Source organism: Chlorobaculum sp. MV4-Y (assembly GCF_025244685.1).
In the GTDB taxonomy this organism is placed as follows: Bacteria; Bacteroidota; Chlorobiia; order Chlorobiales; family Chlorobiaceae; genus Chlorobaculum.
This window is the reverse complement of the sequence record NZ_CP104202.1, coordinates 1,001,139-1,026,795: the sequence shown is the minus strand read 5'-3', so window position 1 is coordinate 1,026,795 and position 25,657 is coordinate 1,001,139. Positions and strand designations below refer to the sequence as shown.

General features: G+C 57.0%; 24 protein-coding genes, 1 tRNA gene and 1 pseudogene. 21 read left to right on the top strand and 5 right to left on the bottom strand.

Translation table 11 applies throughout. The features are described from left to right. Positions 1–56 precede the first annotated feature (56 nt). Positions 57–716, top strand: a complete 660-nt coding sequence (locus NY406_RS04935; protein ID WP_260633621.1) for an START domain-containing protein — start codon at positions 57–59, stop codon at positions 714–716. A gap of 43 nt (positions 717–759) precedes the next feature. Then, positions 760–1,398 (top strand): START domain-containing protein, encoded by a 639-nt coding sequence (locus tag NY406_RS04930; protein ID WP_260633620.1) that lies wholly within the window; start codon positions 760–762, stop codon positions 1,396–1,398. Here NY406_RS04930 and rfaE1 read toward each other — a convergent pair. Next, positions 1,370–2,353, bottom strand: coding sequence for a D-glycero-beta-D-manno-heptose-7-phosphate kinase (gene rfaE1, locus NY406_RS04925; RefSeq protein ID WP_260633619.1), 984 nt, complete (start codon positions 2,351–2,353; stop codon positions 1,370–1,372). The two genes, NY406_RS04930 and rfaE1, sit on opposite strands and share 29 nt — an antisense overlap. A 136-nt stretch (positions 2,354–2,489) precedes the next feature. On the opposite strand from rfaE1, the gene ffh reads away from it, so the two are divergent. The 7 genes from ffh to NY406_RS04890 all read left to right on the top strand — a co-directional run bounded on the left by ffh (position 2,490) and on the right by NY406_RS04890 (position 7,139). Further along, entirely contained in the window at positions 2,490–3,839 is a 1,350-nt protein-coding gene (ffh, locus tag NY406_RS04920; RefSeq protein WP_260633618.1) for a signal recognition particle protein, read from the top strand. Between the two features lie 37 nt (positions 3,840–3,876). Next, positions 3,877–4,281, top strand: a complete 405-nt coding sequence (gene rpsP, locus NY406_RS04915) for a 30S ribosomal protein S16 (protein ID WP_260633617.1) — start codon at positions 3,877–3,879, stop codon at positions 4,279–4,281. A gap of 33 nt (positions 4,282–4,314) precedes the next feature. Then, on the top strand, positions 4,315–4,818 hold the full coding sequence (gene rimM, locus NY406_RS04910) for a ribosome maturation factor RimM (RefSeq protein ID WP_260633616.1): 504 nt from the start codon (positions 4,315–4,317) through the stop codon (positions 4,816–4,818). An 84-nt stretch (positions 4,819–4,902) separates the two neighbouring features. Next, on the top strand, positions 4,903–5,595 hold the full coding sequence (gene trmD / locus NY406_RS04905; RefSeq protein ID WP_260633615.1) for a tRNA (guanosine(37)-N1)-methyltransferase TrmD: 693 nt from the start codon (positions 4,903–4,905) through the stop codon (positions 5,593–5,595). A 27-nt stretch (positions 5,596–5,622) separates the two neighbouring features. Beyond that, positions 5,623–5,988, top strand: coding sequence for a 50S ribosomal protein L19 (rplS, locus tag NY406_RS04900; RefSeq protein WP_260633614.1), 366 nt, complete (start codon positions 5,623–5,625; stop codon positions 5,986–5,988). A gap of 147 nt (positions 5,989–6,135) precedes the next feature. Next, entirely contained in the window at positions 6,136–6,954 is an 819-nt protein-coding gene (locus NY406_RS04895) for a Fe-S cluster assembly protein HesB (RefSeq protein WP_260633613.1), read from the top strand. Continuing rightward, a complete protein-coding gene (locus tag NY406_RS04890) occupies positions 6,951–7,139 on the top strand; it encodes a hypothetical protein (protein WP_260633612.1) in 189 nt (62 codons plus the stop codon). The genes NY406_RS04895 and NY406_RS04890 overlap by 4 nt, the downstream gene beginning before the upstream one ends. A 2-nt stretch (positions 7,140–7,141) precedes the next feature. On the opposite strand, the gene NY406_RS04885 is transcribed toward NY406_RS04890, so the two are convergent. After that, a complete protein-coding gene (locus NY406_RS04885; RefSeq protein ID WP_260633611.1) occupies positions 7,142–8,971 on the bottom strand; it encodes an AMP-dependent synthetase/ligase in 1,830 nt (609 codons plus the stop codon). Between the two features lie 478 nt (positions 8,972–9,449). Here NY406_RS04885 and NY406_RS04880 point away from each other — a divergent pair, with 478 nt between their 5' ends. The 8 genes and pseudogenes from NY406_RS04880 to NY406_RS04840 all read left to right on the top strand — a co-directional run bounded on the left by NY406_RS04880 (position 9,450) and on the right by NY406_RS04840 (position 16,148). Continuing rightward, positions 9,450–10,514 carry a lysylphosphatidylglycerol synthase transmembrane domain-containing protein gene (locus tag NY406_RS04880; RefSeq protein ID WP_260633610.1) on the top strand — a complete coding sequence of 355 codons (1,065 nt, stop codon included), beginning with the start codon at positions 9,450–9,452 and terminating at the stop codon, positions 10,512–10,514. Continuing rightward, positions 10,511–11,467, top strand: a complete 957-nt coding sequence (locus NY406_RS04875) for a hypothetical protein (RefSeq protein WP_260633609.1) — start codon at positions 10,511–10,513, stop codon at positions 11,465–11,467. The genes NY406_RS04880 and NY406_RS04875 overlap by 4 nt, the downstream gene beginning before the upstream one ends. 42 nt (positions 11,468–11,509) lie before the next feature. After that, complete coding sequence (locus NY406_RS04870) at positions 11,510–12,214, top strand: cytidylyltransferase domain-containing protein (protein ID WP_260633608.1); 705 nt, start codon at positions 11,510–11,512, stop codon at positions 12,212–12,214. A 31-nt stretch (positions 12,215–12,245) separates the two neighbouring features. Next, the gene (locus NY406_RS04865) at positions 12,246–13,379 is read left to right on the top strand and encodes an iron-containing alcohol dehydrogenase (RefSeq protein ID WP_260633607.1); all 1,134 of its coding nucleotides are present in this window, start codon (positions 12,246–12,248) and stop codon (positions 13,377–13,379) included. Positions 13,380–13,448: 69 nt separating this feature from the next. Next, positions 13,449–14,606, top strand: a complete 1,158-nt coding sequence (locus NY406_RS04860; RefSeq protein WP_260633606.1) for a DegT/DnrJ/EryC1/StrS family aminotransferase — start codon at positions 13,449–13,451, stop codon at positions 14,604–14,606. A gap of 209 nt (positions 14,607–14,815) precedes the next feature. After that, positions 14,816–15,247 (top strand): DUF2141 domain-containing protein, encoded by a 432-nt coding sequence (locus tag NY406_RS04855; RefSeq protein ID WP_260633605.1) that lies wholly within the window; start codon positions 14,816–14,818, stop codon positions 15,245–15,247. A gap of 102 nt (positions 15,248–15,349) precedes the next feature. Next, a pseudogene (locus tag NY406_RS04845) lies at positions 15,350–16,030 on the top strand (SOS response-associated peptidase). After that, a complete protein-coding gene (locus tag NY406_RS04840; RefSeq protein WP_260633602.1) occupies positions 15,996–16,148 on the top strand; it encodes a c-type cytochrome in 153 nt (50 codons plus the stop codon). The pseudogene NY406_RS04845 and the gene NY406_RS04840 overlap by 35 nt, the downstream one beginning before the upstream one ends. Positions 16,149–16,378: 230 nt before the next feature. On the opposite strand, the gene NY406_RS04835 is transcribed toward NY406_RS04840, so the two are convergent. Next, positions 16,379–17,206, bottom strand: coding sequence for a nitroreductase family protein (locus NY406_RS04835; protein WP_260633601.1), 828 nt, complete (start codon positions 17,204–17,206; stop codon positions 16,379–16,381). Between the two features lie 128 nt (positions 17,207–17,334). Here NY406_RS04835 and NY406_RS04830 point away from each other — a divergent pair. From NY406_RS04830 to NY406_RS04815, 4 genes are all read left to right on the top strand, one after another. Next, positions 17,335–17,408: transfer RNA gene (locus NY406_RS04830), tRNA-Cys, on the top strand. 177 nt (positions 17,409–17,585) lie between these two features. Next, on the top strand, positions 17,586–18,797 hold the full coding sequence (locus NY406_RS04825; protein WP_260633600.1) for a DNA recombination protein RmuC: 1,212 nt from the start codon (positions 17,586–17,588) through the stop codon (positions 18,795–18,797). A 280-nt stretch (positions 18,798–19,077) separates the two neighbouring features. After that, positions 19,078–20,337, top strand: a complete 1,260-nt coding sequence (locus tag NY406_RS04820; RefSeq protein WP_260633599.1) for an exonuclease SbcCD subunit D C-terminal domain-containing protein — start codon at positions 19,078–19,080, stop codon at positions 20,335–20,337. After that, positions 20,334–24,002 carry an AAA family ATPase gene (locus tag NY406_RS04815; RefSeq protein ID WP_260633598.1) on the top strand — a complete coding sequence of 1,223 codons (3,669 nt, stop codon included), beginning with the start codon at positions 20,334–20,336 and terminating at the stop codon, positions 24,000–24,002. The genes NY406_RS04820 and NY406_RS04815 overlap by 4 nt, the downstream gene beginning before the upstream one ends. A gap of 14 nt (positions 24,003–24,016) precedes the next feature. On the opposite strand, the gene NY406_RS04810 is transcribed toward NY406_RS04815, so the two are convergent. Both NY406_RS04810 and NY406_RS04805 read right to left on the bottom strand, forming a co-directional pair. After that, positions 24,017–24,607, bottom strand: coding sequence for a YdcF family protein (locus NY406_RS04810; RefSeq protein ID WP_260633597.1), 591 nt, complete (start codon positions 24,605–24,607; stop codon positions 24,017–24,019). 377 nt (positions 24,608–24,984) lie between these two features. Beyond that, a complete protein-coding gene (locus tag NY406_RS04805; RefSeq protein WP_260633596.1) occupies positions 24,985–25,596 on the bottom strand; it encodes a C40 family peptidase in 612 nt (203 codons plus the stop codon). Positions 25,597–25,657 lie beyond the last annotated feature (61 nt).

Sequence of the window (25,657 nt, the reverse complement as noted above, 5' to 3'; positions counted from 1 at the left end):
TGTTTCCCAGACAGTATGTTGGCCTTTAACCAATTTTTCATACAATCCGGTTTACTATGTCATTACTTGAAAAAATCAACAGTAACACTTGCACGCTCAGGTTTCGCAATGATTGGCTGAAGATTTTCACCTGTCCGGTGCCTTCATCCGATTTTTTGTCGTTTGTCGGTGTGGCTACGATCGATGCTCCTCAGCACTCCGTGCTCAGTCTCTTGTATGACATCGAGTCCGCACCCGACTGGGTCTGGAAAACCAGCGAAATGCGTATTCTTCAGGAGCTTGCCGACGACAATGAGGGACGAGTGGTGCTTCAGCACGTAACTGCGCCATGGCCGGTGAGCGACAGGGAGATCATCAGCCGATCGACTGCTTACAAGGATCCCGAAACAGGCGAAGCCTTTATCAAGATCGAGTGCCTGCCGGATTTTATCCCTGAAGATGACCGGTACGTCAGGGTTCGCAAGCTCGAAGGGGCGTGGAATATTCTGCCACTTTCAGAAAATTCTTGCCGCGTGGTTTTCAGGCTGCACATCGAGCCTGCCGGAGAGATCCCGTCATGGCTGGCCAATATCGCAGTGATTGATACGCCGTATCACACGCTGAACAATATGCGCGACTTTGTCAAGCGCGAAAAATACCGCACGCCTGTTGATGCGGCGTTCAAGGAGTCGAAGAATGATATTATCAGAAACTACACCGATTTTATCACAGAATAGAGACCCCCAGGTTTCTTAGTATCATCATTACAAGTTCAAGTCAATGGATGTAGCAAGCGCCCTGGAGGGCAACTGGGAATTTCGTGTTGATCACAAAGACATAAAAATTTTTTCCTCGAAAATCAGTGGCTCCCAGGTGCTGGGCTTCAAGGGTGAGGCTTTGTTCGATGCGCCTCTCAGAAAGCTGATCAGCCTTTTTCACGATTTCGGCAATTACGGGAAATGGGTGCATCAGCTTTCTGAAATGGAGGTGTTGCACAAGAGCGATGACCTTGATTATGTCGTACGCCAGGTACTTAACACTCCCTGGCCGATTCCGAAAAGGGAGATGATCGTGCGTACAGCCCTGCACGCATCTGAAGAGGGGGCGCTCGCTCTGACTATGACTGGTATACCCGATTATGTTCCGTCGACGCCTGATTTTCACCGTGTGCGCGAGGCCTGGGGGGTCTGGATATTGATGCCGGTGGCGAGCGGCAAGGTGCACGTGACTTTTGTGATGCATCTCAATCCCGGCAGCGACATTCCGCCCGCGCTTAGCAACGCCGCTCTCTTCGAAGTGCCGTTCTACTCATTGCTCAAGATGAGGAATTTGGCACAGGACCCTTCTTACAAACCGGCGTGGCCGTCAGTGGTGGATAACCACGTCACTATCATTGAAGATGTGCCAGACAAGCACTGAGGAGTTTGTCCGGTCTGACCGGCACGGCGCCGACTTCTTGGCAGACAGTATTGGCCGCAAGATTGGCGATTCTTGTACTTGTCACCAGGTCGAGGCCTGAAGCCAGCCCGAGTGCGAGCGTGCCGATCACGGTATCTCCCGCACCAGAGACGTCCGCGACATCGAGTGACAAGGCCGGGATGTGGGTGAACGAGCCGTTGTAGACGGTCATGCCTTTTTCGCTTCGTGTTACTACGAGGCTCTCGACATCGAGCTTTTCGCCGAGCAGGAGGCATGCTTGCTCTACTTCACGGTCGTCGTTGGTCACCGGAATGCCAAGCGAGGCGGCGAGTTCGGAGAGGTTGGGTTTAAACACTGAACACCCGCCGTAGGAAAAGAAGCCCTTGAGTTTTGGATCGACCAGCACTGGAGTGTTGCGTTGACGGCAGGCGGTGATTACAGAAGCGATCAGCGACGGCGTGAGCACTCCCTTGTTGTAATCTTCGAGTACTACGGCGTCGACCGATCCGGCGATCTCCATGAACATGCCGAATAGCACCTGTTCCAGCTCAGCATCCACCGGAGTGCGGCTTTCGTAGTCAACCCGCGTGATGTGGTGGTTCTGCGAAAGGATTCTGGTTTTGCAGGTTGTCGGGCGGGTGCTGTCGGGGGCCAGCATAGCCGGATTGAGGCCATGTTCTGTCATAAGGTTCGCGAGGTTCCGACGCTCCGCGTCATCCCCGGTAACGCCAATCAGGAGCGCATCAGCACCGAGCGCATGGATGTTGAACGCCACGTTGGCCGCGCCTCCCAGCCGGCTGCTCTCGCGGTTGACATCGACCACCGGTACCGGATATTCGGGTGAAATTCGCGATACGTGGCCGAAGATATATTTGTCGATCATTACATCACCGATAACGGCGATCTTTTTCTCTTTGAACGATTGAAATATCTGTTCGATCTTTTCCGGGGTCATAGGCTATGCTCTGAAATTGACTTAACTAATATAAGCGAAAATAGTTCGGTGAAGGTCGCATCGTTTGGTTTTATTTTACAAGAATATTTTTATATTTAAAGCTATCCATTTTTAGAATTTATGTGACAGGTTCAATATGTTCGACAATCTCAGTGACAAACTTGAGCTGACCTTTAAAAAACTCGCCGGTCAGGCGACGATCAACGAAGTCAACATCGGTATCGCGATGCGCGACATCAAGCGCGCCCTCTTGAGCGCCGATGTCAACTACAAGGTTGCCAAAAAGCTGGTCGAGGATATCAGGGAGAAGTCGTTGGGTGAGTCGGTCATCAAGAGTGTCTCTCCGGCGCAGATGATCGTCAAGATCGTCAATGACGAGCTGACCGAGATCATGGGCGGTGAGAACCAGCCGCTGAACCTGCCTCCGAAGAAAATTCCCGCCATCGTGATGGTTGCCGGTCTCCAGGGTTCCGGTAAAACCACCTTCTGCGCAAAGCTGGCCAAGCGCCTCAAGAAGAACGGCAAGAATCCGATTCTTGTGGCAGCCGACGTGTACCGTCCCGCGGCGGTCGAGCAGCTCAAGACGCTCGGCGAGCAGATCGATGTGCCGGTGTTCTCGGTCGAAGAGCAGGACGCAATGAAGGCTGCGCTTGGTGGTCTCGAAGCTGCCAAAGCCGGGGCGAAAGATGTTGTGATCGTTGATACTGCCGGTCGTTTGCAGATCGACGAAGCGATGATGGCCGAGGCTGAAGCACTCAAAAACCGCCTCAGTCCTGACGAGCTTTTGTTCGTTGTCGATTCAATGATGGGTCAGGAGGCGGTTAACACCGCCAAGGCGTTCAACGATCGGCTTGATTTTGACGGCGTCGTGCTTACCAAGCTTGATGGCGATGCACGTGGTGGTGCAGCTCTGTCGATTCGCCAGGTGGTCGAAAAGCCGATCAAGTTCATGAGCGTCGGCGAGAAGGTCGATGATCTCGACGTTTTCTACCCGGATCGCATGGCCCAGAGGATTCTCGGCATGGGCGATATCGTCAGCTTCGTCGAAAAGGCGCAGGAGGCGCTTGACCTCGAAAAGACAATGGCGATGCAGTCGAAGCTCATGAAGAACGAGTTCGACCTCGACGACTTTTTCGATCAGCTCCAGCAGCTCAAGAAGATGGGCTCGATCCAGGGGCTCATCGAAATGGTGCCCGGGCTGAACAAGATGGTGCCAAAGCAGGATCTCGAAAACATCAACTTCAAGCCTATTGAGGCGATGATCTCCTCGATGACCAAACAGGAGCGCAAGCACCCCGAAATCATCAACGGCAGTCGCCGTCAGCGTATCGCGCTTGGCAGCGGCACGAGGGTGCAAGAGGTCAATATGCTGCTCAAACAGTTTGCCGAAATGAAGAAAATGATGCGCTCGGTGAATCGCCTGGCCAAGTCCGGCCGCAAGATCACCACGGAGAACCTTGCACTCGACAAGTTTCTGAAACGATAAATGAACAATCTCTCTCATAAATTAAACTTATTACGCATTGGTTAAGATCAGATTGAAAAGAGCCGGAAGGAAAAAGATGCCGTTCTACCAGATCGTTGCTGCCGACGGGCGCGCGCCGAGAGATGGCAAGTTTCTTGAAGTGGTCGGCCACTACAACCCGACCGCCAAGCCGCATACCGTGACCATCGAAAAAGATCGCGTGGCATACTGGCTGAACGTTGGCGCTCAGCCGACCGATACCGTCCACAGCCTTATCCGTGGTACCGGTCTGTTTCACGAAATGAACCTGAAGCGTCGCGGTCTCAGCGAGAGTGATATTGCCGCCCAGATGGAAGCGTGGCAGCAGAAAGAGGCCGAGCGCCGTCAGAAGCGTCTTAACGCCAAACTCCGCCGCCGTCAGGCCAAGAAAGCTGCTGAAGCCGCCGGTTCTGCCGAAGGCTGAGAATAACAGGGAATCCGAACCGGCTGAACCTGAGTGGAACTGTTTCTGACAGGCGTCGTCCTGAAGCCCAAAGGGTTAAAAGGCGAACTCAAAGTGAAGCCGGTGACCGACTTTCCGGAGAGCTTTCTGAGGCGCCGGGAGTATTATGTCGGCAAAACGCCGAAAGATGTCGTGCTTCGCAAGGTGCAGTCAGCCAGCTTTCATCAGGGTTTTGCCTGGCTTGTGCTCGAAGGCGCCGGCTCGCGCGAAGATGCGGAAGCCCTCGCCGGGTGCGGACTCTACGTGACAAGGGATGCTTTGGAATCTATGCCGGACGACCGGGCATACATTCATGAGCTGATCGGTCTGGAGGTGTTCGACGAAGCGGAGGGGCGTGTCGGCAAGGTCAGCGATGTGTTGCAGATGCCCGCACACGACGTGTACGAAGTCGATACTGGTAACAGGAAAGTGCTAATACCGGCAGTGGAGGATTTTATCACTGAAACCGATCTCCAAAAAGGGATCGTGACGTTGCGCAGATTCAAAGAATTTTTGTAACGTCACTGCGTTGCGGCTTCTTCTTTGAAGTTGTGGCGCGATGTTCTTGACAAGATTGACAGGCAACGACTCAGGTGTGAAGCCATGCGGATAGATATCATTTCCGTCATTCCGGATTTTTTTTCGTCACCTCTTGAAAAGGGATTGCTCGGTATTGCAAGACGGAAAGGTCTTGCGGAGATCCATGTGCACAATCTGCACGATTACGGACTGGGCAAGTACCAGCAGGTGGATGATGCACCGTTCGGAGGTGGCGCAGGAATGGTGATTCGTCCCGAGCCGGTTTTCGCATGTATCGAGAAGTTGCAGGCTGAAAGGAGTTATGAGGAGGTGATCTTCATGACGCCCGACGGGCAGGCTTTCGACCAGAAGCGGGCCAACCGCCTTTCGCGAAAGGGGAATCTCGTCATTCTCTGCGGCCACTACAAGGCCATGGACGAAAGGATTCGCCGGACGCTGGTCACCATGGAGCTTTCCGTCGGCGATGTGGTGCTTTCCGGAGGTGAAATTCCGGCGCTTATGGTCATGGATGCGGTCGTCAGGCTCATTCCTGGCGTGCTTGGTGATGGTGAATCGGCGTTGACCGATTCGTTCCAGAGTGAGCTGCTCGACTGCGCATGGTACACTCGCCCTGCGGAGTTCCGCGGAATGAAGGTGCCCGATGTGCTCCTTTCAGGCCATCATGAAAAAATCGAGCTTTGGCGGCAGGAGAATGCGCGTGAGCGCACGCTTGAGCGCAGGCCGGAGATGCTCGGCAAAGAAAGTGAAGAAGAGTAAAGACAACATAAAGATAACAGTGTCATCATGGATCAGTTAATTCAGTTGGTCGAAGCAACCCAGCAGAGGAGCGATATTCCCGAAGTTCGTCCTGGCGATACCGTCAGGATTCAGCTCAAGGTTATCGAGGGCGACAAAGAGCGCCTTCAGGCTTTCGAAGGCGTCGTGATCGGCGACAAGGGCGCAGGTGCTTCCAAGACCATCACCGTCCGCAAGATTTCGCATGGCGTCGGCGTCGAGAGAATCATTCCGGTCAACTCGCCAAACGTCGAGAGCGTCACGGTCGTCAGGAGCGGCAAGGCAAGAAGAGCCAAACTGTTCTACCTCCGCAAGCGTACCGGCAAGGCTGCGCTGAAGGTCAAAGAGCGCAAGTCAGCTTCCGTCGAAGCATAACCTTCAGTGTCTCCAGCTTTTACGCAGAGCAGCGCTGCCAAATCAAGGTGGCGCTGCTTTCTTGCTTTGTGTTCGCCAGTAAACCTTTAGGATGCTGTGGACGGAGAGTGATGACTCTTTTTTCCCTTCTGATGTTTACCCGAAACGATGAATACCGCTCTCGTTGAGGCTTTTCAGGCGAAGATTTTCGATTATTACGAAAAGAACAGACGGAGCTTTCCCTGGCGTTTGACCACTGACCGTTATGCCGTCATGGTGAGCGAGGTGATGCTGCAACAGACCCAGGCCGATCGGGTCGCGCCGCGATTTCTTCGCTGGTTCGGGCGCTTTCCTGATGTGCGTGCACTCGCTTCCGCTTCGCTGCGGGAGGTGCTCGAAGAGTGGAGTGGTCTTGGCTACAACGGACGCGGCCAGCGCCTGCAACGTGCGGCGGCGATGATCGTCGAGCGGTACGGTGGCGAGGTGCCTGTCGAGCCTGCGCAACTCATCGAGCTGCCCGGCATTGGAGCCTATACGAGTCGCTCCATCCCTGTCTTTGCCGACAACCTCGACATTGCAGCGGTCGATACCAACATCCGGCGCGTGCTGATCCACGAACTCAACCTTCCCGAATCAATTACTCCGAAAGCTTTGCTCGAAGTGGCTCACGAGGTGCTTCCGAAAGGTCGTAGCCGCGACTGGCACAATGCGCTGATGGATTACGGCGCGATGGAGCTGACCGGCAAAAAGACCGGCATCGCCCCGTTGACGAAGCAGTCCAGTTTCAAGGGCTCGCGCCGCTGGTATCGAGGGGCGCTTTTGCGCGAGCTGATCGCAGCGGGCGAACTCTCCCGCGAGGCGGTCGAGGAGCGATATGCTGATTGCCCGCACGGCATCGGCTCCATTGTCGATTCGATGGTCATGGAGTCGATGATCGAGGAGTACGGAGACCGCCGGATGCTGCGGATTGCAGGCGAAAAGCGGTGAGTACCACTGATCCTGCCGGGTCGATTACGGTGATGCTGCGCTTTGATTCCGATTTCAACTTTTTTCTGCCAGTCGCCCAGCGAGGTCGTCCGTTTGAAATTACGCCCGGCTACGTTACCACCATCAAGGATCTTGGCGAGTTGTTCGGTGTGCTTTACACCGAACTCGGAGTGCTGCGGCGCTGAACTCACTCGGTGTTGTAGACCATGTTCAGCGCGTTGTAGAGGTTATCGATTTCGGCGCTGAATTTTGTGGTGATTTCCTTGCGCTTGAGCTTGAGCGTCGGGGTCATCATGCCGTTTTCAATCGAGAAGGGTTCTTCGACAAGCAGGAATTTTCGCACCTTTTCATGGGTGGCGAGCTGACGGGAGACGCTCTTCAGCAGCTTCTCGTACACCTGAACCACCTCTTTGGTGTTGATCAGCTCTTTGGTGCTTGAAACTTTGATCTGGTGTTCCGCCGCGAAATCTCTGAGCTTGAGGAAATCAGGCACGATGAGCGCAATGAGGAACGGTCGCTTTTCGCCCACAATCATGGCCTGATCAACGTATGGGCTGTCGAGGATGAGGTTCTCGATCGGCAGGGGAGCGATATTTTTGCCGCCACTGGTCACGATGATGTGCTTCTTGCGGTCGGTGATTTTCAGGTAGCCGTGCGCATCGACCAGACCAATGTCGCCCGTGTAGAACCAGCCATCCTTGAGCACCTCAGCGGTTGCAGCCTCGTCTTTCCAGTATCCTTTCATGATGTTGGGGCCTTTAAGCATGATCTCACCATCCGGCGCGATCTTCACCTCGACATTTTTCACCGGTGGGCCGACCGTACCGAACTTGACCTTTTCGGGGCGGTTGACGTGGGTGACGGGCGAGGTCTCGGTCAGGCCGAACCCTTCGAGAATCGTGATGCCGATGGACTGGAAAAACTCGCCCGTTTTCTGGGGCAGCGCCGCGCCGCCGGAGACGAAGTAGCGCAGCCGTCCACCGAATTTCTTGCGGATTTTGCTGTAAACCAGCTTGTCGGCCAGGTTGTGCTGCACGGCGAGCAGTGGCGACGCCTTTCCGGCTGTGAGCTGCTTGTGGTACTTTTCACCGGTACTGACCGCCCAGAAGAAGATTTTCTCCTTGATGCCGCCTTCACTTGTCACCGATTTGAGAATGCTCGTCTTCATGCGGTCAAAGAGTCTTGGCACCGTAAAGATGATGGTGGGTTTGGCCTCCGAGATGTTGAGCGAGATGGTTTCGATGCTTTCGGCGAGATTGATCCGTGCGCCACAGGCGAACATGAGGTAGTATCCACCGGTACGCTCATAGGCGTGGGAGAGCGGCAAAAAGGAGAGGCTGCTGTCGGTTTCGTCGAGCCGGATGACCGTCGAGCACGATTTCACGTTCTCGCAGAGGTTCCGGTGGGTGAGCATCACCCCTTTCGGCAGGCCGGTGGTGCCCGATGTGTAGATGAGCGTCGCCACATCGTCAGGACTTGTTTTGATGCCATCGAGCAGCCACGGTTTTGCCTCCAGGATTTTTTTTCCCTCGATTTTCGCCTGGCTCAGGTCGATCACATCCTCAATCGGCTCTTCGAGCTTGTTCATGACGATTACCATGTTCAGCTCCGGAAGCTTCGGCCAGATAGAGAGGATTTTGCCAAGCTGCAGCATGTTTGAGACGATGATGCCCTTTGCGCTGCAGTTGTTCAGGATATACTCGATCTGGTTCGGTGGAAGGGAGGGGTAGAGTGGTACGTCGGTTGCCCCGAGCGAGAGAATAGCAATATCGGCCAGATACCATCCAGGACGGTTCTCTGAGAGAATCGCCACCCGGTCGCCCGGCTCGATGCCCCTTTCTTTCAGATAAGCGGCAAAGTGGCGGCAATCCTCCGCAAGCGAGTCGTAACTGATTGGCGAGTAAGCGCCATTGATTTTCCTTGCGATAGGCGCTTTGTCGGGCTGTCCCCTGAAATGGCTGAACACCGAGGCGAACAGTTCGGGCAAGGTTTGGAAATCAGGATTGATGAGTCCCATAAACGAAAGTTTGATTCCGGAATGACGTGATGAGAATCGTGAAATCGGGTCTGACGCAAACGGTCAACAGGGATGTCCAAACAATGGACGACGTGACAGGAACGCTCTGAATGTGATCAATATACTCTTATGTAACAATCGGAGTCCTTTTCTCCAACAATTTATTGCCGCTTTCGGTAGTCTGGCTCTCTCATACATGTTCTCCCCCGATTCGGCGCTGCGGCATCGAAATCGGCTCCGCACTTCCGGAGTGAGTCACCAGAAAGGCGGGTTCACGGGAATTCCTTATTTTTGATATATTTGGACGCTTCTGTTCCGGATGGTGCGGGAGGACGAGCGTTTCCCCTGTATTCGAGGCTTGCGGCACCGAGTTCAGGAGTGCTTGTGTTGAAAAGATTTATGCACCCGAAAACCGATGGGCGTCAGGCTTTGGAATGGTCACGCTGCTCGCGCAACGGTTTCATCACCAATCGATTGCATGCAGGCTCACAATAAAGGTAAAACGTCCTGGTCAAGGTATGCGGGGCTTCTGCTTGGCTTGGTTCTCATCGCCTATCTTTTCAGCAAGCTTGATCTTGCTGGATCGATGAAGCTGATCGCTTCACTCGGCCCCTCCTCGCTCTGGATTCTTCTGCCTTACCTTGGCCTGCATCTTCTGGAAACGGCGGCATGGCAACGGCTGTTTCTCAAAGAGAGCGGACGGGTGCCGTTTTTCGGCCTTTTCAAAATCCAGCTGGTTGCCGAAACGGTGTCGATGACTCTGCCGGCAGGCGTGGCTGTCGGTGAGCCGTTGCGCCCTTGGCTCTGCCGGAAATTTCTTAGCATTCCCCTTCCGGACGGATTCGCTACGGTCTCTGTGAGAAAGCTGCTCCTCGGTTCAACCCAAGGCATCTACACGCTTCTCGGTGCGCTCGCCGGATTTGGTTTTTTGCAGGCAGCGTCGATGCAGGTGGTTGAATTTAAGGGACTTGGCGTCATCATGATCTTTGTCAGCCTTGTTATGGCAGTGGTCTTTATGCTGTTTCTGATCCTGATGACCAACGGCAACGCCGCTCAGAATCTGCATCGCATACTCATGAAAATCCCGTTTGAAAAAGTCCGGCAGTGGCTGTTCAAACAGGAGGCGGGGTTCGCCGAGACCGACCACAAGCTTCAGCGGGTCAAGTCGGACGGCATGAAATCGTTTTTGCCGGTGATGGTCATCTATGTCGCGGCCTGGATGATGCTGGCGTTGGAAAGTTATCTTATATTACAAATTCTCGGCCTCAAGGTGACCTTCTTTCAAGTGCTGGCGTTTGACACGGCCCTGACCATTCTCAGGGCGATCTTTTTTTTCATTCCATCAGGTCTGGGGATTCAGGATCTTGGGTATCTTGCTTTTTTTCATGCGCTTGGCATACCCGATTACCTCGCCTATGGAGGAGCATTCGTGATGCTGCGCCGTTTCAAGGAGGTGATCTGGTATTCGATAGGTTACGGTGTGATGTTTATGGAGGGCATTCAGCTTAAGGATGCCGAACAAGCCAGTGAAGAGAGTGCATGAAGAAAAAGATACTGTTTGTCTGCGGATCGATGAATCAGACCACCCAGATGCACCAGATTGCGGAGCATCTCCGGGAGTACGATCAATGGTTCACCCCTTTTTTCAGCGACGGACTGCTTGGCAAGGCCTCAGACATGGGCATGCTCGAATTCACGATCATGGGCAAGAAGCGCGCCAGCAAAGCCATTGACTACCTCACTTCGCACAATCTTCAGCTTGATATTGGTGGCACCCTGCACCGTTACGATCTGGTAGTGACCTGCACAGATCTTATTGTGCCGAAACACATCAAACACACGAAAATCGTGCTGGTTCAGGAGGGAATGACCGAGCCGGAGACGATTCTGTTCCATCTCGCGCGCAACTTTCGCTGGGTGCCACGCTGGATTGCGGGCACCGCGGCCACCGGCCTGTCCGACACCTACGAAAAATTCTGCGTGGCCAGCGAAGGGTACCGCGACCTGTTCGTGCAGAAAGGGGTCAATCCCGCCAAGATCGAAGTGACCAGCATTCCCAACTTCGATAACTGCGAGCGCTTTCTTGAAAACGACTTTGAGCACCGCGACTACGTGCTGGTCTGTACCTCCGACAACCGGGAGACCTTCATCTACGAGAACCGCAAGCGCAATATCCGCAAGTACTTGCAGATGGCCGACGGGCGGCAGCTGCTTTTCAAGCTTCATCCCAACGAGAACGCCGTGCGTGCAACGAGGGAGATCGAGCTGCACGCGCCGGGAAGCATCGTCTATGCCGAAGGGAAGACCGAGGAGATGATCGCCAATTCGCAGATGATGATCGCGCAGTTTTCTTCGACGATCTTTGTAGGATCGGCGCTGAACAAACCGGTATATTGCGGACTGGAGCCCGGCTATCTCAAGCGCCTTACTCCGTTGCAGAACCGCTCGGCGGCGCGAAAAATCGCCGGAGTCTGCCGGGAGGTGATCGAAAAATGATGCGGAACTGGCAATAACCAAGAATCACACGGGAATCACTGAATGCGGACGGCAGCCATCATTCCGGCGCGCGGCGGCTCGAAGGGCCTGAAAAACAAGAACATCCATCCGATAGCCGGCCTTCCGCTGCTGGCATGGAGCGTCTTGCAGGCTTCGGATGCCGAACATGTCGATCAGGTTTTTGTGACCACCGACGACGCGGCCATCGCTCAGGTGGCACGGCAGTTCGGTGCGGAGGTGATCGACCGCCCGGAGCACATCAGCGGCGACAAGGCGACCTCGGAGTCGGCGCTTTTGCACGCGCTTGAAGTGATTGCTGAACGGTACGGCGCGGAGCCGGAGACGGTCGTGTTTCTGCAAGCTACCTCGCCGTTGCGCAAGCCGGGGGACATCGACCGTGCCGTCGAGCTGTTCCGGCGCGACGGGGCCGATTCGCTCATTTCGGTGACGCGGGCCGATGACCTCACCATATGGGAACAGCGCGGAGGCGACTGGAACAGCGTGAACTTCGACTATCGGAATCGCGGGATGCGGCAGGATCGACCGTCGCAGTTCATCGAAAATGGCTCGATCTACCTCTTCACGCCATCGGTGCTGCGCAAGTTCGGCAACCGTATCGGCCAGAAGCTCTCGGTCTATCCGATGGAGTTCTGGCAGACCTGGGAGATCGACACCATTGAAGAGGTCGATCTCGTTGAATTTTACCTGAAGCAGAAAGGCATCGACCGCTCGTTCAACCGATCCTGAAATCCGACAAACCCAACAGAATCAAGACAATATGAACTTTTTCCTCTCTACCGACCTCTGCATCGGGGTCAACGAGGCTCTCGCCGTGCATGAGCATCTTCAGTCGCTCGGTATTTCCAAACCGGGCATCATTTACGATGCAAGCCTTTCGGAAAATCTCTATTTCCAGGATGTGCTGCGCAACATCAACGCCTGCTATGCCAATGCGGTTGTCTATTGTAACGAGTTCAGAGGGGAGCCGACCTATCGGCATCTTGAAAATGTCGCGGAGTTTTTCCGCCGCGAGCTGCCCGACGGCATGGTGGCTATCGGAGGCGGGAGCACTATCGATCTCGGCAAGGGCGTCGCGCTGCTGCTGACCAACAACGTTCCGGCGCTTTCGCTCAAGGGCTTCCCGAAGGATGTGAACGACCCTGTGCCGCTCGTGACCGTGCCTTCGCTGCTTGGCAGCGGCGCCGAGGTGAGCTATAACGCGGTTTTCATCGACGAGAATGAAGGACGCAAGCTCGGTATCAACAGCCGCAAGAACTTCCCGAAGCGCTCGGTCATCGATCCCAAGCTCTCGATGAGTGCGCCGATGGAGAGCGTCATCGCTTCGGCGATGGACAGCCTCGTGCACTGCGTGGACAGCTTTGGTTCGATCAAGCACACTGCCCTGAGCCGCATCTTCTCGATCGAGGGTTTCCAGCGTACCTTCTACGCCCTGCAGCAGGGACAGCTCGACCGCGCCGAATCGCGCCTCGACCTCGCTCTTGGCAGCATCTGCGGCGTCACGGCGCTCATGAACTCCGGGGACGGCCCGACCAACGGCTTTGCCTACTACGTCGGCGTGAAGCACCAGGTGCCGCATGGCCTTGCGGGCGCGATCTTCCTCAAGGAGGTGATGCGTTACAACGTCAACAAGGGATACGACAAATACGCGCTGCTCAATCCGGCCCGAAAAGAGGGCGCATCGGCAAGGGAGTCCGCGCTGGAGTTGCTCGAACAGATGGACGATCTCTATCGCCAGCTCGCTATTCCCAATCTTGTTCCTTATGGTTACGGCAAGGGTAACGTCGCCGAACTCGCCGCAAAAGCGTCTGGTGCGCTCTCGGGCTCCTTCGGTGGCAACCCGGTCGAGTTCAACGAGGAATCGGCCCGGGTGGTGATTGACGCGCTGACTTGAAAGAAAGTGGATGAAGTTGACGTAATGAATGACGTGGACATAAACAATAACTAAAAGAAATCAAACACTATGGCAGGAGCCGAGCTGATTGGCCGCGAGGAGCTGGCCGAGATTCAGGAGCTGTTCAGCAGGGAGAAAACCACCCTGTACCGGTATGCACCAGGTAACTACAAGGCGAGGGAGTTCGAGGAGAAGTTCGCCGCATACATGGGGGTCAAGTACGCCCACGCGGTGTCGTCGGGCACGGCGGCTATTCACTGTGCACTGGCTGGCGCGGGCGTCGGCCCCGGCGACGAGGTGATCACCACCGCCTGGACCTTCATCGCGCCGGTCGAAGCCGCCGCCGCGCTTGGCGCCGTGCCGGTGCCGGTGGAGATCGACGAGACCTACCACCTTGATCCGGCGGAGGTTGAGAAGGCGATTACGCCAAAAACAAAAGCCGTCGTGGCTATTCCGATGTGGGCCGCGCCGAAGATGGATGAAATCGCCGAAATCTGCGAGCGTCGCGGCGTGACGCTCATCGAGGACGCCGCCCAGTCGCTCGGCGCGACATACAAAGGGCGCAAGCTCGGCACCATCGGCAAGGTTGGCTCTTTCTCGTTCGACGCAGGCAAGACGTTGCACGTCGGCGAAGGCGGCATGGTCATCACCGACGACAAGGATGTCTACGACCGCGTGGCCGAATTCAGCGACCACGGTCACATGCACATCCCCGGTCTGCCGCGAGGCAAGGATCCTCGCCGCGCCAAGGGTTTAAACTATCGCCTGAGCGAAGTGACCGCCGCCATCGGCGTCGCCCAGCTTGGCAAGATCGACTACATTCTCTCGAAGGCGAGGGAGAACAAGTACAAGATCAAGGATCGCATCAGTCACCTCAGCAACCTCGTGATGCGCCCCTTTACCGACGAAGCCGGAGCGCAGGGCGACACGCTCATCTTCAAGGTTCGTGATCCCAAGGCTGCTTTAGCGTTCGAGGCGCACCTGATGGAGCATGGCTTCGGCACCAAGATTCTGCCGGAAGCGATCGACTGGCATTACGCCGCCATCTGGGGCCACCTGCTCAAGGCCTACGACCGCTACCGCGACGCCAACCTCGAAGAGTTGTGGCCGAAGACCGGCGAACTGCTCCAGAGCAGCATCTGCCTCAACATTCCGGTGCTGATGGACGACGCCACCATCGACAGGCTTGTCGCCGCCATCATCTCCGGCGCTGAAAAGATCGGATAAACACGACATTCGGAAATCTGTCAACGAAAAAAGCCTGTTCCAAAGCAGGCTTTTTTCCTTTGGCGTCCATCGTCGTTTTCGTCCCTGATGTTCTTTTCGTCCTTTTGCACAACTCACCGAGCTGCTCCAGACGTTCACAGGCAAGCGAAATGTTTCTTACATTGAATTTGTGCATCACGGCGTCCATCGAGATTATCCGCAATGAATCCATGAACCTGTCCGCTGACCTAACACTGTCATCCGCTGAAGCCACATCAACCGGCACGGGCCGTATCGTGGTCAAAGTGCTCGATGCTCACAATTGCATAGGCGATCTTGGTATTGCGCTCTTCAATGACAAACATGGATTTCCGGGAGAGGTGGAACATGCGTTCAGAAAGGGCGGGCTGCACGAGATAGGGGAGTCGAATCGCTACGTCTTCGAGGACGTTCCTTATGGCATCTACGCTATCTCAGTTATCCACGACGAGAGCTGCTGTGGTGAGCTGCACAAAAACTGTTTCGGCATTCCGAAAGAGGGGGTCGGCACCTCCAACAATCCTCATTTCTTTCTCGGTCCGCCTTCGTTCGAGAACGCAAAATTTCAACTCGACAGCCCGGAGGTGGAGGTCGAAGTGCTTCTCAAATATTTGTGTGGGTAAGGACAGCTTTTGGGGGTCCGCTTTTCTCAGTCAACCCGCCTGCATGATCTTCACGCCTCTTGTCCACTTTCCGGAAATGGCGGCATGTAAAACATCACTACCATGTGCGGACGATTCGGATTTTTTGAGTTGAGCCATTTCATCGAACAGCTTCGCGAGCTTGACTTGACCTTTGACGAAGCGCCAGGCTTTGGTTACCGGCAAAGCTGGAACATCACGCCGGGCAGCATGATCGTGACGCTGCTCGGTGATCATGGCCACTATCGGCTTGGCATGGCCCACTGGGGGCTAATCCTGCACTAGTCGAGGGAAATGCCGAAGCGCAGGCTGATCAATGCCCGAGCCGAAAGCCTTGCGGCCAAACCATTTTTCCGCCACATGCTGAACCGGCGGCACTGCATCATACCGGCCAGTGGCTTTTACGAATGGAAGCTTGTCGGGGAGCGTCACAAGGAGCCATGGTACATCCATCGGAAAGATAGCCGCCCGATGGGTCTGGCCGGTCTGTGGGATGAATGGCAGCCGCCCGGCTCGCCATCACTGCCGCTGCTCTCCTGCACGATTATCACCACCGGTGCAAACCGCCAGATGAGGCCGGTGCATGACCGGATGCCGGTCATGCTTGAAGAAGAGGAGTGGGCAGGCTGGCTCGACTCGTCGAACCGGGACGCCTTGCAGCTCCTTGACGCTGCCGATGAACAGGTGATCGATCTCTGGCCGGTTTCCACCAGAGTGAACAATCCTCGCAATGACGACCGCGATTGCATTGAGCGGATCGGATGACGGCAATTTCAACGACCCTGAAATCGCTGCCGGGGAAGAGGTCTACGAATCGAACTGCGCCGGTTGCCATGACAGTGGTACAGGCGGTGCGCCAAAGCCGGGCAAGAAGGATGCATGAGCTACCCTGCTTGCTCAGAAGGGGGGGGGCGAGGCCCTGACAAAACGCTCAATCGAAGGGTTCGTTGGAAAGAACGGCACGATGCCGCCGAAAGGTGGTAATGCTGACCTCTCCGATAAAGAGGTTTCCAACGCGGTCAAATACATGGTTTTCAAATCCCGCTGATCTCCAGCAACCAAGCAATCAGGGGGCGGATTTAAATTACGCCCACCATTGATCCTGCGCTTGGGTTACGGTACGCGGTGGATCAGCGCTGGCCGGTGCTGTACCGTTCGTGCGTAGTGTACTGCCGGTTTGCCGAAGAGCATTGCATAGCCGAAGAGATGGTCATCCGGAATGTTGAGGTTCCGGCGAATTTCGGGTAGCATCTCGTCGATAGCCCATGTGGCGATGCCGTTCCAGAGCGTGCCAACCCCGCAAGCCTGCGCGTACAGCTCGAAACAGGTAAGCGCGATCATGCAATCTTCCTTCGGGGTCGAAACGCTTTTTGGCGCCGACGCGATGAGCAGATGCGGCGCCTCCCTGAAGATCAGATCGACCTTGTGCTTCTCCCATATCTTTACAAACTTCGCGTAATAGGCTTTTGACGCCGGCAACAAACCCTCCGTATCGAGTCGGATCAAGCCATTCATTACCTCGTCGCGCAAGTGGGCGACCTTTTCGCGGTCATCGAGCACGGTGAAGCGCACCTGGCGCGAATTCACTCCGGTGGGCGCGTGCCAGGCGACATCGAGCAGCTTCTGCATCAGATCGGGATCGAGATTTTCCGGTTTGTAACGTCGCACCGAGCGTCGTCCCTTGATGAGAGTCTCAAGTTGTCCCGGATCAGGGGAGCCACCTTTGAGCAGCAGGCTGTCTTCCGGGCAGAAGCCAAGGATTGAAATAGCGCCTGTCGGGCAGATGGCGAGGCAATGCTCGCACCTGAGGCAGGCCAGTTCCTTTTCGGGAGCAATCGCTGGATACTCTTCTTCATCCATCACGATGATGCGTGACGGGCAATCCCCCGCACAAAGGGCGCACTGTGTGCATTTCTTTTTGTCAACCCTGAAATCGATCATAAAACTTTGTGATTCTCTATTGCCGTGCCGTTTGATTGCCAGACCGAGTGCACCTGGCTCTGGTCTTCGAAGATGAAAAAAGTCGCAGTTTTGTAAAAACGATTTTTTTCTTACCTTAGCTTCACTTTGGTGAAGTGGCCGAGTGGCTAGGCAGAGGTCTGCAAAACCTCGTACAGCGGTTCGAATCCGCTCTTCACCTCCAAATACCACTAAAACCCCTGCGACGTCAGGGGTTTTTTGTTGTCCGGATTTTCGCAAAACATCACCCTTTCATCCCCTGCCAGCGAGCGTTATTCCCGAAAGGCGTGCGCACGATTTGCATCGATATGCCCTGACGAATACCTTGCAATAAAGTCTCTCCAAATAATCCAACCCACCCATGACCTCGATCCTCGTTATCCTCCTACTTGTCATCCTTGCTGCTGCACTTGGGTTCCTGCTTCTGCGCAGCCAGCGGGAGTCTCGGGGGCTTTCGGTGGAGAATGCGCGGTTGCAGGCGGAGGTGGAGCATGAGCGGGAGCGGGGGGTGGCTTTGCTGGAGGCTCGGCGCTCCGACGAGGCGCGGTTGGAGGCTGCGATGCAGAATCTGGCGAACCGGATCGTAGAGGAGCGGGGGGCTGCGCTTTCGGAGCAGCACCGGCAGCGGCTCGATGGGCTGCTGGAGCCGTTCCGTTTGCAGCTCGACTCGTTTCGCCAGCGCATCGATGAGGTGCATCGCAACGATACGGAGCTGTCCGCGCGGCTCCTCGAACAGGTGAGGCAGCTTCAGGAGCTGAATCATCAGGTGAGCGATGAGGCCAACAACCTCGCGCGGGCCATCAAGGGCGAGAGCAAGAAGCAGGGTGACTGGGGCGAGCTGATCGTCGAGCGGCTTTTCGAGGCGTCGGGGCTGGTCAAGGGGCGCGAGTACACCGTGCAGGAGAGCAACCGCACGGACGACGGGCGGCTGGTGCGGCCCGATTTCATGGTGCATCTGCCGGGCGAAAAGACGGTGGTGATCGATGCCAAGGTGTCGCTGACCGCCTACGAGCGCTGGTGCGGCGAGGAGAACGAGGCCCGGCGCAGCGAGGCGTTGCGCGAGCACGTGCAATCGGTGCGCCGCCACGTGGCTGAGCTGGAAAAGAAGGACTACGCCACGCTCCGGGGCAACCGCACGCTCGACTTCGTCATCATGTGCATCCCGCTCGAACCTGCTTATCAGGCGGCGATGCAGGCCGATTCGTCGCTCTTTTACGAACTCGCCGGAAAAAACGTCGTCGTCACTGGCCCGGCCACGCTCATGATTACTCTGCGCCTGATCGCGCAAATCTGGCGGCGCGAAAACGAAAACCGCAACGCCGAACTGATTGCCGACAAGGCGGGCCGCATCTACGACCAGGTGGTGCTGGTCGCCGAAGCGATGACCGACGCCCGCCGCAAGCTCGCCGGCGTGTCGGAGAGCTTCGACCTCGCCATGAAACGCCTCACCGAAGGCCGCGGCAACCTCGCTGGAAGAGCCGAAGAGATTCGCAAGCTCGGCGCGAAAGTATCGAAGAAGCTGCCGCCGGAGTTAATGGATAATGAAGAATTGATAATTGATAATGAATCGTAGGACTGCGCGAATAGCCGTCTATGATGATCTTTTCTGTGCGGTTTGTCCCATTCGACCTGTAAGACCTATACGCCCTATTGTGGACTTTGTAGACGAAACACCCTGCCGTGAATTCGTTTTTGGTGATTGCTCGCAAAGAACTTTACAAAGTAAAGCATTTGCTCTGTTGGAAAATTAGCCATAAATGCCCGGATTTTTGCCAGCCAGGCGCTTGGCGCTCCCGGAGGCGCTTCCTACATTGTGCATTATCAATTATCAATTTTCCATTCTCCATTATCCCTTGTCTTTACGAATCCTTCACACATCGGACTGGCATCTCGGACGGTCGCTGTTTGGGCGGAGCCGCCTGCATGAGTTCGAGGCTTTTCTCGACTGGCTGGCGGGAACCGTCGAGTCGCGGGGCATCGAGGTGCTCGTCGTCGCGGGTGACATCTTCGACACCACCACGCCGGGCAACGCCACGCAGAAGCTCTATTACCAGTTCCTGCACCGCATCGCCCTGACGCCCGGCTCGCCGTGCCGACACGTGGTCATTACCAGCGGGAACCACGATTCTCCCACCTTTCTCGATGCACCGAAGGAGTTGCTGCGCTCGTTCGACGTGCATGTGCTTGGCGCGGCGACCGGCGATCCGGCAGACGAGGTGCGTGTGCTTTTTGACCGGGAGGGCCGCCCGGAGGCGATTGTGTGCGCGGTGCCGTTCCTGCGGGATCGTGACATCCGCACGGTCGAGCCGGGGGAGAGTCTGGAGGATAAAATCCGCAAGCTCTCCGACGGCGTGTCGCTGCACTACGCCGAGGTGGCGCAGATCGCCGCCGAGCGCCGCCGGAGTCTCGGCGAACAGATTCCGGTGATTGCGATGGGCCATCTCTTCACGGCGGGGTGCGTCACGACTGAGGATGATGGCGTGCGTGAAATTTATGCAGGAGCGCTCTCGATTGTCTGCTCGACCGCCTTTCCGCCTGTCTTCGACTATGTCGCTCTCGGCCACATGCACGTGCCGCAACGGGTTGACAAAACGGAGCATATGCGCTATTGCGGCTCGCCGATTCCGATGGGATTCGGCGAGGCGAAGCAGCAGAAGCTGGTGCTTCAGGTCGATTTCGAAGGGCGCACGCCAGCGGTCACGGAGATCGCGATTCCCCGCTTCCAGCCACTCGAACGGCTCGCCGGGAGCCTCGACGAGCTGAGCGCCGCCATCGCTGCGCTGCGGTTGGCGGGCAGCAACGCCTGGCTCGAAATCGACTGTCGCGGAGACGAAGCGCCCGCAACCGTGCAGGAGGCGATGGAGAAGGCGGTCGAAGGATCGCTGCTCGAAATTTGCCGTATCCGCAACAACCGTCCGCTCCAGCAGGCGCTGCGCCAATCCACGATGGACGAGACGCTTCAGCAGCTCGATCCGGAAGCGGTCTTCAACCGCTGCCTCGAAGCGTACGGCACGGACGAATCGCTCCGCCCTGCGCTTCTTGAAAGCTATCGCGAGGTGCTCCGCTCGATCCACGAGGAGGATGTGATGGCCGAAAAGGAGGTTCGCTCGTGATAATCCAGAAGCTCCGTTTCGCCAATCTGAACTCGCTGCAAGGGGAGTGGGAGATCGATTTTACCCGGCCCGAATATCTTTCGGACGGGCTGTTCGCCATTACCGGCCCGACCGGCTCGGGCAAAAGCACCATTCTCGACGCCATTTGCCTCGCGCTCTACGGCCAGACGCCGCGCCTCGGGCGGATCACCAAGAGCAGCAACGAAATCATGTCGCGCCACGCGGGGGACTGCTTCGCCGAGGTGACCTTCGCGACCGCCTCCGGCGCGTACCGCTGCCACTGGAGCCAGCACCGTTCGCGCCACAAGCGCGGTGGCGAGTTGCAGTCCCAGAAGCACGAAATCTCCGACGCGGCGACCGGCAAGCTCATTCAGACAAAATTGCAGGAGACGTTGCAGGAGGTCGAGGCGCGAACTGGCATGGACTTCGACCGCTTCACCCGCTCGATGCTGCTTGCCCAGGGCGAGTTCGCGGCGTTTCTGCAAGCCGATGCCGACCAGCGCGCGCCCGTGCTCGAACAGATCACCGGCACGGAACTTTACTCGGTGATTTCGATGAAGGTGCACGAGCGGCGGCGCGACGAGCAGGCGCGGCTCGAACGGCTCCAGCTCGAATGCGAGGGCATCCAGTTGCTTGGCGACGAGGAGCGGCAGGCGCTCGAAAACGAGCGGGCGGAGTGCATCGAAAAGGAGCGCGAGCTGAGCGCCGGGGTCGAACGCGATTCGGCGGCCCTGCGCTGGTTGCAGGAGATCGCGCGGCTCGAAGCGTCACTCGCGGCTATCGGCAGCGAAGCGGCGGCGCTCGACGCCGAGCGCGAGGCGTTCCGCGCAGACGAGGAGCGCCTCCGGCTCGCCCGCAACGCCGCCGCCGTCGAGCCGTTGCACGCCGTGCTGAGGCTGAAACGGGCGCAGTTGCAGCGCGACAGCGATGAGCTTGCTGCGAAGGAGGCTGGGCGACCGGAGGTCGAGCGCCAACGGCTGGAGGCGGAAGCGCGGCACGAAGCTGCCGGAAAAGCGCTCGCTTTGGCTCAGGAGAGCGCCGCGGCGGCGAAGCCGCTCATCGCGCAGGTGCGGCAGCTCGACGCGCTGATCGAGGGCAAGCGGCTGGAGGCGGAGCGACGGAAGCGCGAACTGGAGGCGCTCGAAGAGCGGCGCGAGCGAATCGATGCCGAACGCGCAACGGTCGCTGAAAGCGTCGAATCGGCGCGGAACGAGTTGCTTTCGCTTCGCGCCTGGCAGGAGGAGCACCGCGTGGACGCCTCGCTTGTCGGTGCGCTGTCGGGCATCCGCCACGCTTTCGACGAACTGCTTCCGGCGGCGGAGCGGGAGCGGGCCGCCGCCTCCGGCATTGTTGCCATTCAGCAAGCCATCGAGCGGTTGCTGAACGAAAGCGCGACCATCGAACTTGATGCAAAGGCGTCGCAAGTCGCACTCGACGAAGCTCGCCGGGCGCTCGACGAGCGGAAAGCGACGTTCACCGCGCAGCTTGGCGGCTCGACGCTGAAAGCGCTTCGCGCCGACCTCGATTTCCTGCGCGAGCGCCGAAGGCTGCTCGAAGAGATCGTGGCACTCTATAAATCCGGCAAAGAGCTGCTGCCAAAAATCACCGAACTTGGCGCGAATATCGAGGCGCTCGAAAGCCGTCGGGCGGAGGCCGCGCGAAAGCTCGAACATGCGCGGGAGCTGCTGGCTCACGCGGAGCGCGAGGCGGCGGCGCAGGAGAAGCTCGTGCGGATGGCTGATCGGGTGCGCAGCCTCGAAGAGGAGCGCCGCCGCCTCGTCGCCGGTCACCCTTGTCCCTTGTGTGGCTCGGAGCACCACCCCTACGCCGGAGAGTCAGCGCTGCCGGAGAGCGACGCAGCGGCGCTCGACGCAGCGAAGCGAGCCGTACAGGAGCGGTCACGGGAAATCCGGGAGCTTGAAATCGGCATTGCCGAACGCCGGACGGAGATCGCCCAGATGCAGCAGCGTCGCGACGATCTCGCCGCCATGCGCGAAACCTCCGGGCGGCAGTGCCTTGCCTTGCTCGAAAAAGCGTGTATCGAAGCTCCGGCGAAGGAAGCAGAGCCGGTTGTGCTCGAAAAGCTTGCGGAGAGCGAGCGCAAGGTTGGCGAGCTTGCCGGGCGGATCGAACAGCTCGACCTTCTCGAACAGCAGATTCGCACTGACGACGCGCAGTTGCAACTTCTCGGCGAAGTCGCACGCGCCGACGAGCGCCGTCTCGAACAGGCCGCCGAGCGGCAGCGCACCTACCGCTTCGACCTGGCTCGCCTCGAACGCGACCGCGAAGTGGCGAAACGCGAACTCGGCGAGCGGCAGCAGCTCTTGCGCCGCCTCGTCGAACCTTACGGCGTCGCGGCGGATGACGAAATTGACGAGCCGCTCATTGCCAGGCTGGAGGCGCGGCGCGATGCATGGCAAAGCGAGGAGGAGCGAGGCCGAAGCCTCGAAAACTCCGTGCAAAACGGTGAGGCGTTGCTTCGCAACTTTGCCGATCAGCTCGCGGCGCTCGACGCCGATCTCGCCGCGCGGCACGAACAGGTCGAGGTGGCATTTTCCGGGGTGGAGATTGTCAAAAAAGAGCGCCTGAAACTGTTCAGCGAGAAGTCGCCCGATGCCGAGGAGGAGCGGCTCGAACGCCTTGCGCAGGCATCGCGCGACCGGTTTGCTGCTTCGTCGGAAGCGCTCAGCGCCGCGCGGCAGGTGCTTGCCGTGCTTGATACTTCGATAGTTGAGTTGCGTCGCGCTGTCGAAGAGGAGCGCGAAGAAGCCGAACGGCACGAGGCGGAGTTCGGTGCGGCGCTCACCGGAAAGGGATTTGCCGACGAAGCGGCGTTTATCGCGGCCTCGCTTCCGGAGGCCGAGCGCGAGCGGCTTGAAAACGCGGTGACTTCGCTGGAGCATCGCAAGCGCGACCTCGACCTCAAGCGTTCTGATCGCGAGGCGCGGCTGCGCGATGAGCTGGAGCGTCGTCTCACGGCGTCGTCCGCCAACGAACTTGCGGTGCGGATCGAGGTGCTTCAGAATGCAATTCGCGAACTTCACGGGCGCATCGGGGCCATTGCGAGCCAGCTCGAAGCGTACCGGCAGGCGGCGGACGAGCACCGCGCGAAAATGGCGGTGGTCGAAGCGCAGCAAGCCGAGTGCCGCCGGTGGGAGCTTTTGCATAGCCTCATCGGCTCGGCGGACGGCAAGAAGTTCCGCAACTTCGCGCAGGGCATCACTTTCGAGATCATGATCGTCCACGCCAACAAACAGCTCGCGCGCATGACCGACCGCTACGTGCTTTTGCACGACCCGTCGGGCGCGCTCGAACTCAGTGTGATCGACAAGTGGCAGGCGGGTGAGGTGCGCTCCACGCGCAACCTTTCCGGCGGCGAGAGCTTCATCGTCAGCCTCGCGCTTGCGCTCGGCCTGTCGCAAATGTCAAGCCGGAATGTCCGCGTCGATTCGCTCTTTCTCGATGAAGGGTTCGGTACGCTCGACGAGGAGGCACTCGAAACGGCCCTGAAAACGCTTGGCAGTCTCCAGCAGTCCGGCAAGCTGATCGGCATCATTTCGCATGTGCCGGCTCTGCGGGATCGCATTGCTACGCACATTAAAGTCACGCCACTCACCGGAGGCCGGAGCGCCATCGAAGGCCCTGGCGTCAGCGGTCCCAGGTGAGTCCGGTAACGGTCTCAGTAATAGGTCACCAGATAATAGATGTTCTTTTTGAGTTCGTTCACGACGAAGCGATAGCTGATGGTGTTGCGCCACCAGAGGAGAGGATTCCACCACGAGGGTTCAGTGGCCACAAGTCTGAAACGCTTGTTTGTGCCTGCAAACGCCTTTTTCCATGTTTTGTTGAGGCGAAGCATATGCGGTGGATCGCTGACCACAAGCGCACTTTTCCATCCTTTTTTATCCATCAGGTCAGAGGTGTTTTCCGCTTCCTCCCAGCTTGTTTCCGACCAGGTATCGACGATGATGTGTTTTCTCGGTACGCCACGCGCCATCAGCTTGCGTTCACGCCAGTTGGGATGATCCGGGCGGTAATAGCGGCTGTCGATGCCGGTCAGCAGAACATTCTTCGCATAGCCCGCCTTGTAAAGATCGCCTCCTTTGCTCACCCGCAGCCCGTCGTCACCGCCAAGAATCACGATTATGTCAGCCTTTTCAGGCTTTGTTGAGTGCATCGATACGAGAAGTCCGAGGCCAAGATACAGCGAGGCGCACAGCGCGCTGGAGATCAGAAAGAAAAGCAGAGAGATCTTCAGAAATGTTTTCATAACACAGGCTGGCGGAATTCAGGGTTCATGCCGTTATCGATTATCAGCGTATGGACACTTACATCTTTTACCGTATCGGCCTGTCGGAATGATGGGGGAGGATTGATTATTCAGATAGGTCATCAGCAAATTTTTCCCTCACCTCGATTAGCTCGACTGTACCGACGGTTCGATAGCGTTACGCACTGTATGAGAAGAATATATGTAATTCAACAGAATGAGCATCTTATGGTGTTGATGCCAGCGAAGTTGTCCGTCAAGCTGTTTTTTTACGCCTGGTACGAGCTGGGATGTCACGAAATGTGTTGACGGAAGTGCGTCGAATTTCTGATGATTGGCGGCTGTCGGCCTTTTGCCGGCTCAGGCCTTTCGGAGAATCAGGATGCGGAGTCGCCGTCGATCAGGTTATTGAGGTCGTTCGGAAGCTGGCTGTTCTGTACGTCGAGAATACGCACGCCGGTGGCGAAGCGTTTGCTGTAGTAGCTTTCGTTAAGGGTGTCGCGGGTGATGCCTTTTGAGAGGGAGGAGTGGACGAAGGTGTCGTTACCGATGAAAATGCCTACGTGGTTGATGCGGTCTTTTGCGTTTTTGAAAAATACGAGGTCGCCGGGCCGGAGTTCGTTGCGATCTACCCTTGTGCCTATCGTTGCCATTTCACGTGACGAGCGAGGCAGATTGACGTTGAGTTCTTTATTGAACATGAACCTGACAAAGCCCGAACAATCGAAACCCGAAGGCGTATCTCCTCCAAAACGGTAGCGGATGCCAAGGTACTGCTTGACTTCTGAGAACAGATTCTTGAGGTTTTCCGACGATTGTCTGATCGGGTTTATACTATCGGCTGAAGGAGTGGTGCAAGTTACTCCAGTTGCCTCTTCGGCAGCCATGAGCGCGGGGGAGTGGAGAGTCAAAGAGACTGCAATGGTGGCGCAAACCATGAGACTTTTCAGAACCCGAAGGCTTGGGCGGGATTGCTGCTCTCTTCGCATAGGCAGTGTGGATTAGTCAACTTCCGCTATAAACGGTATTTGACGGCGTTAGTACATTGTA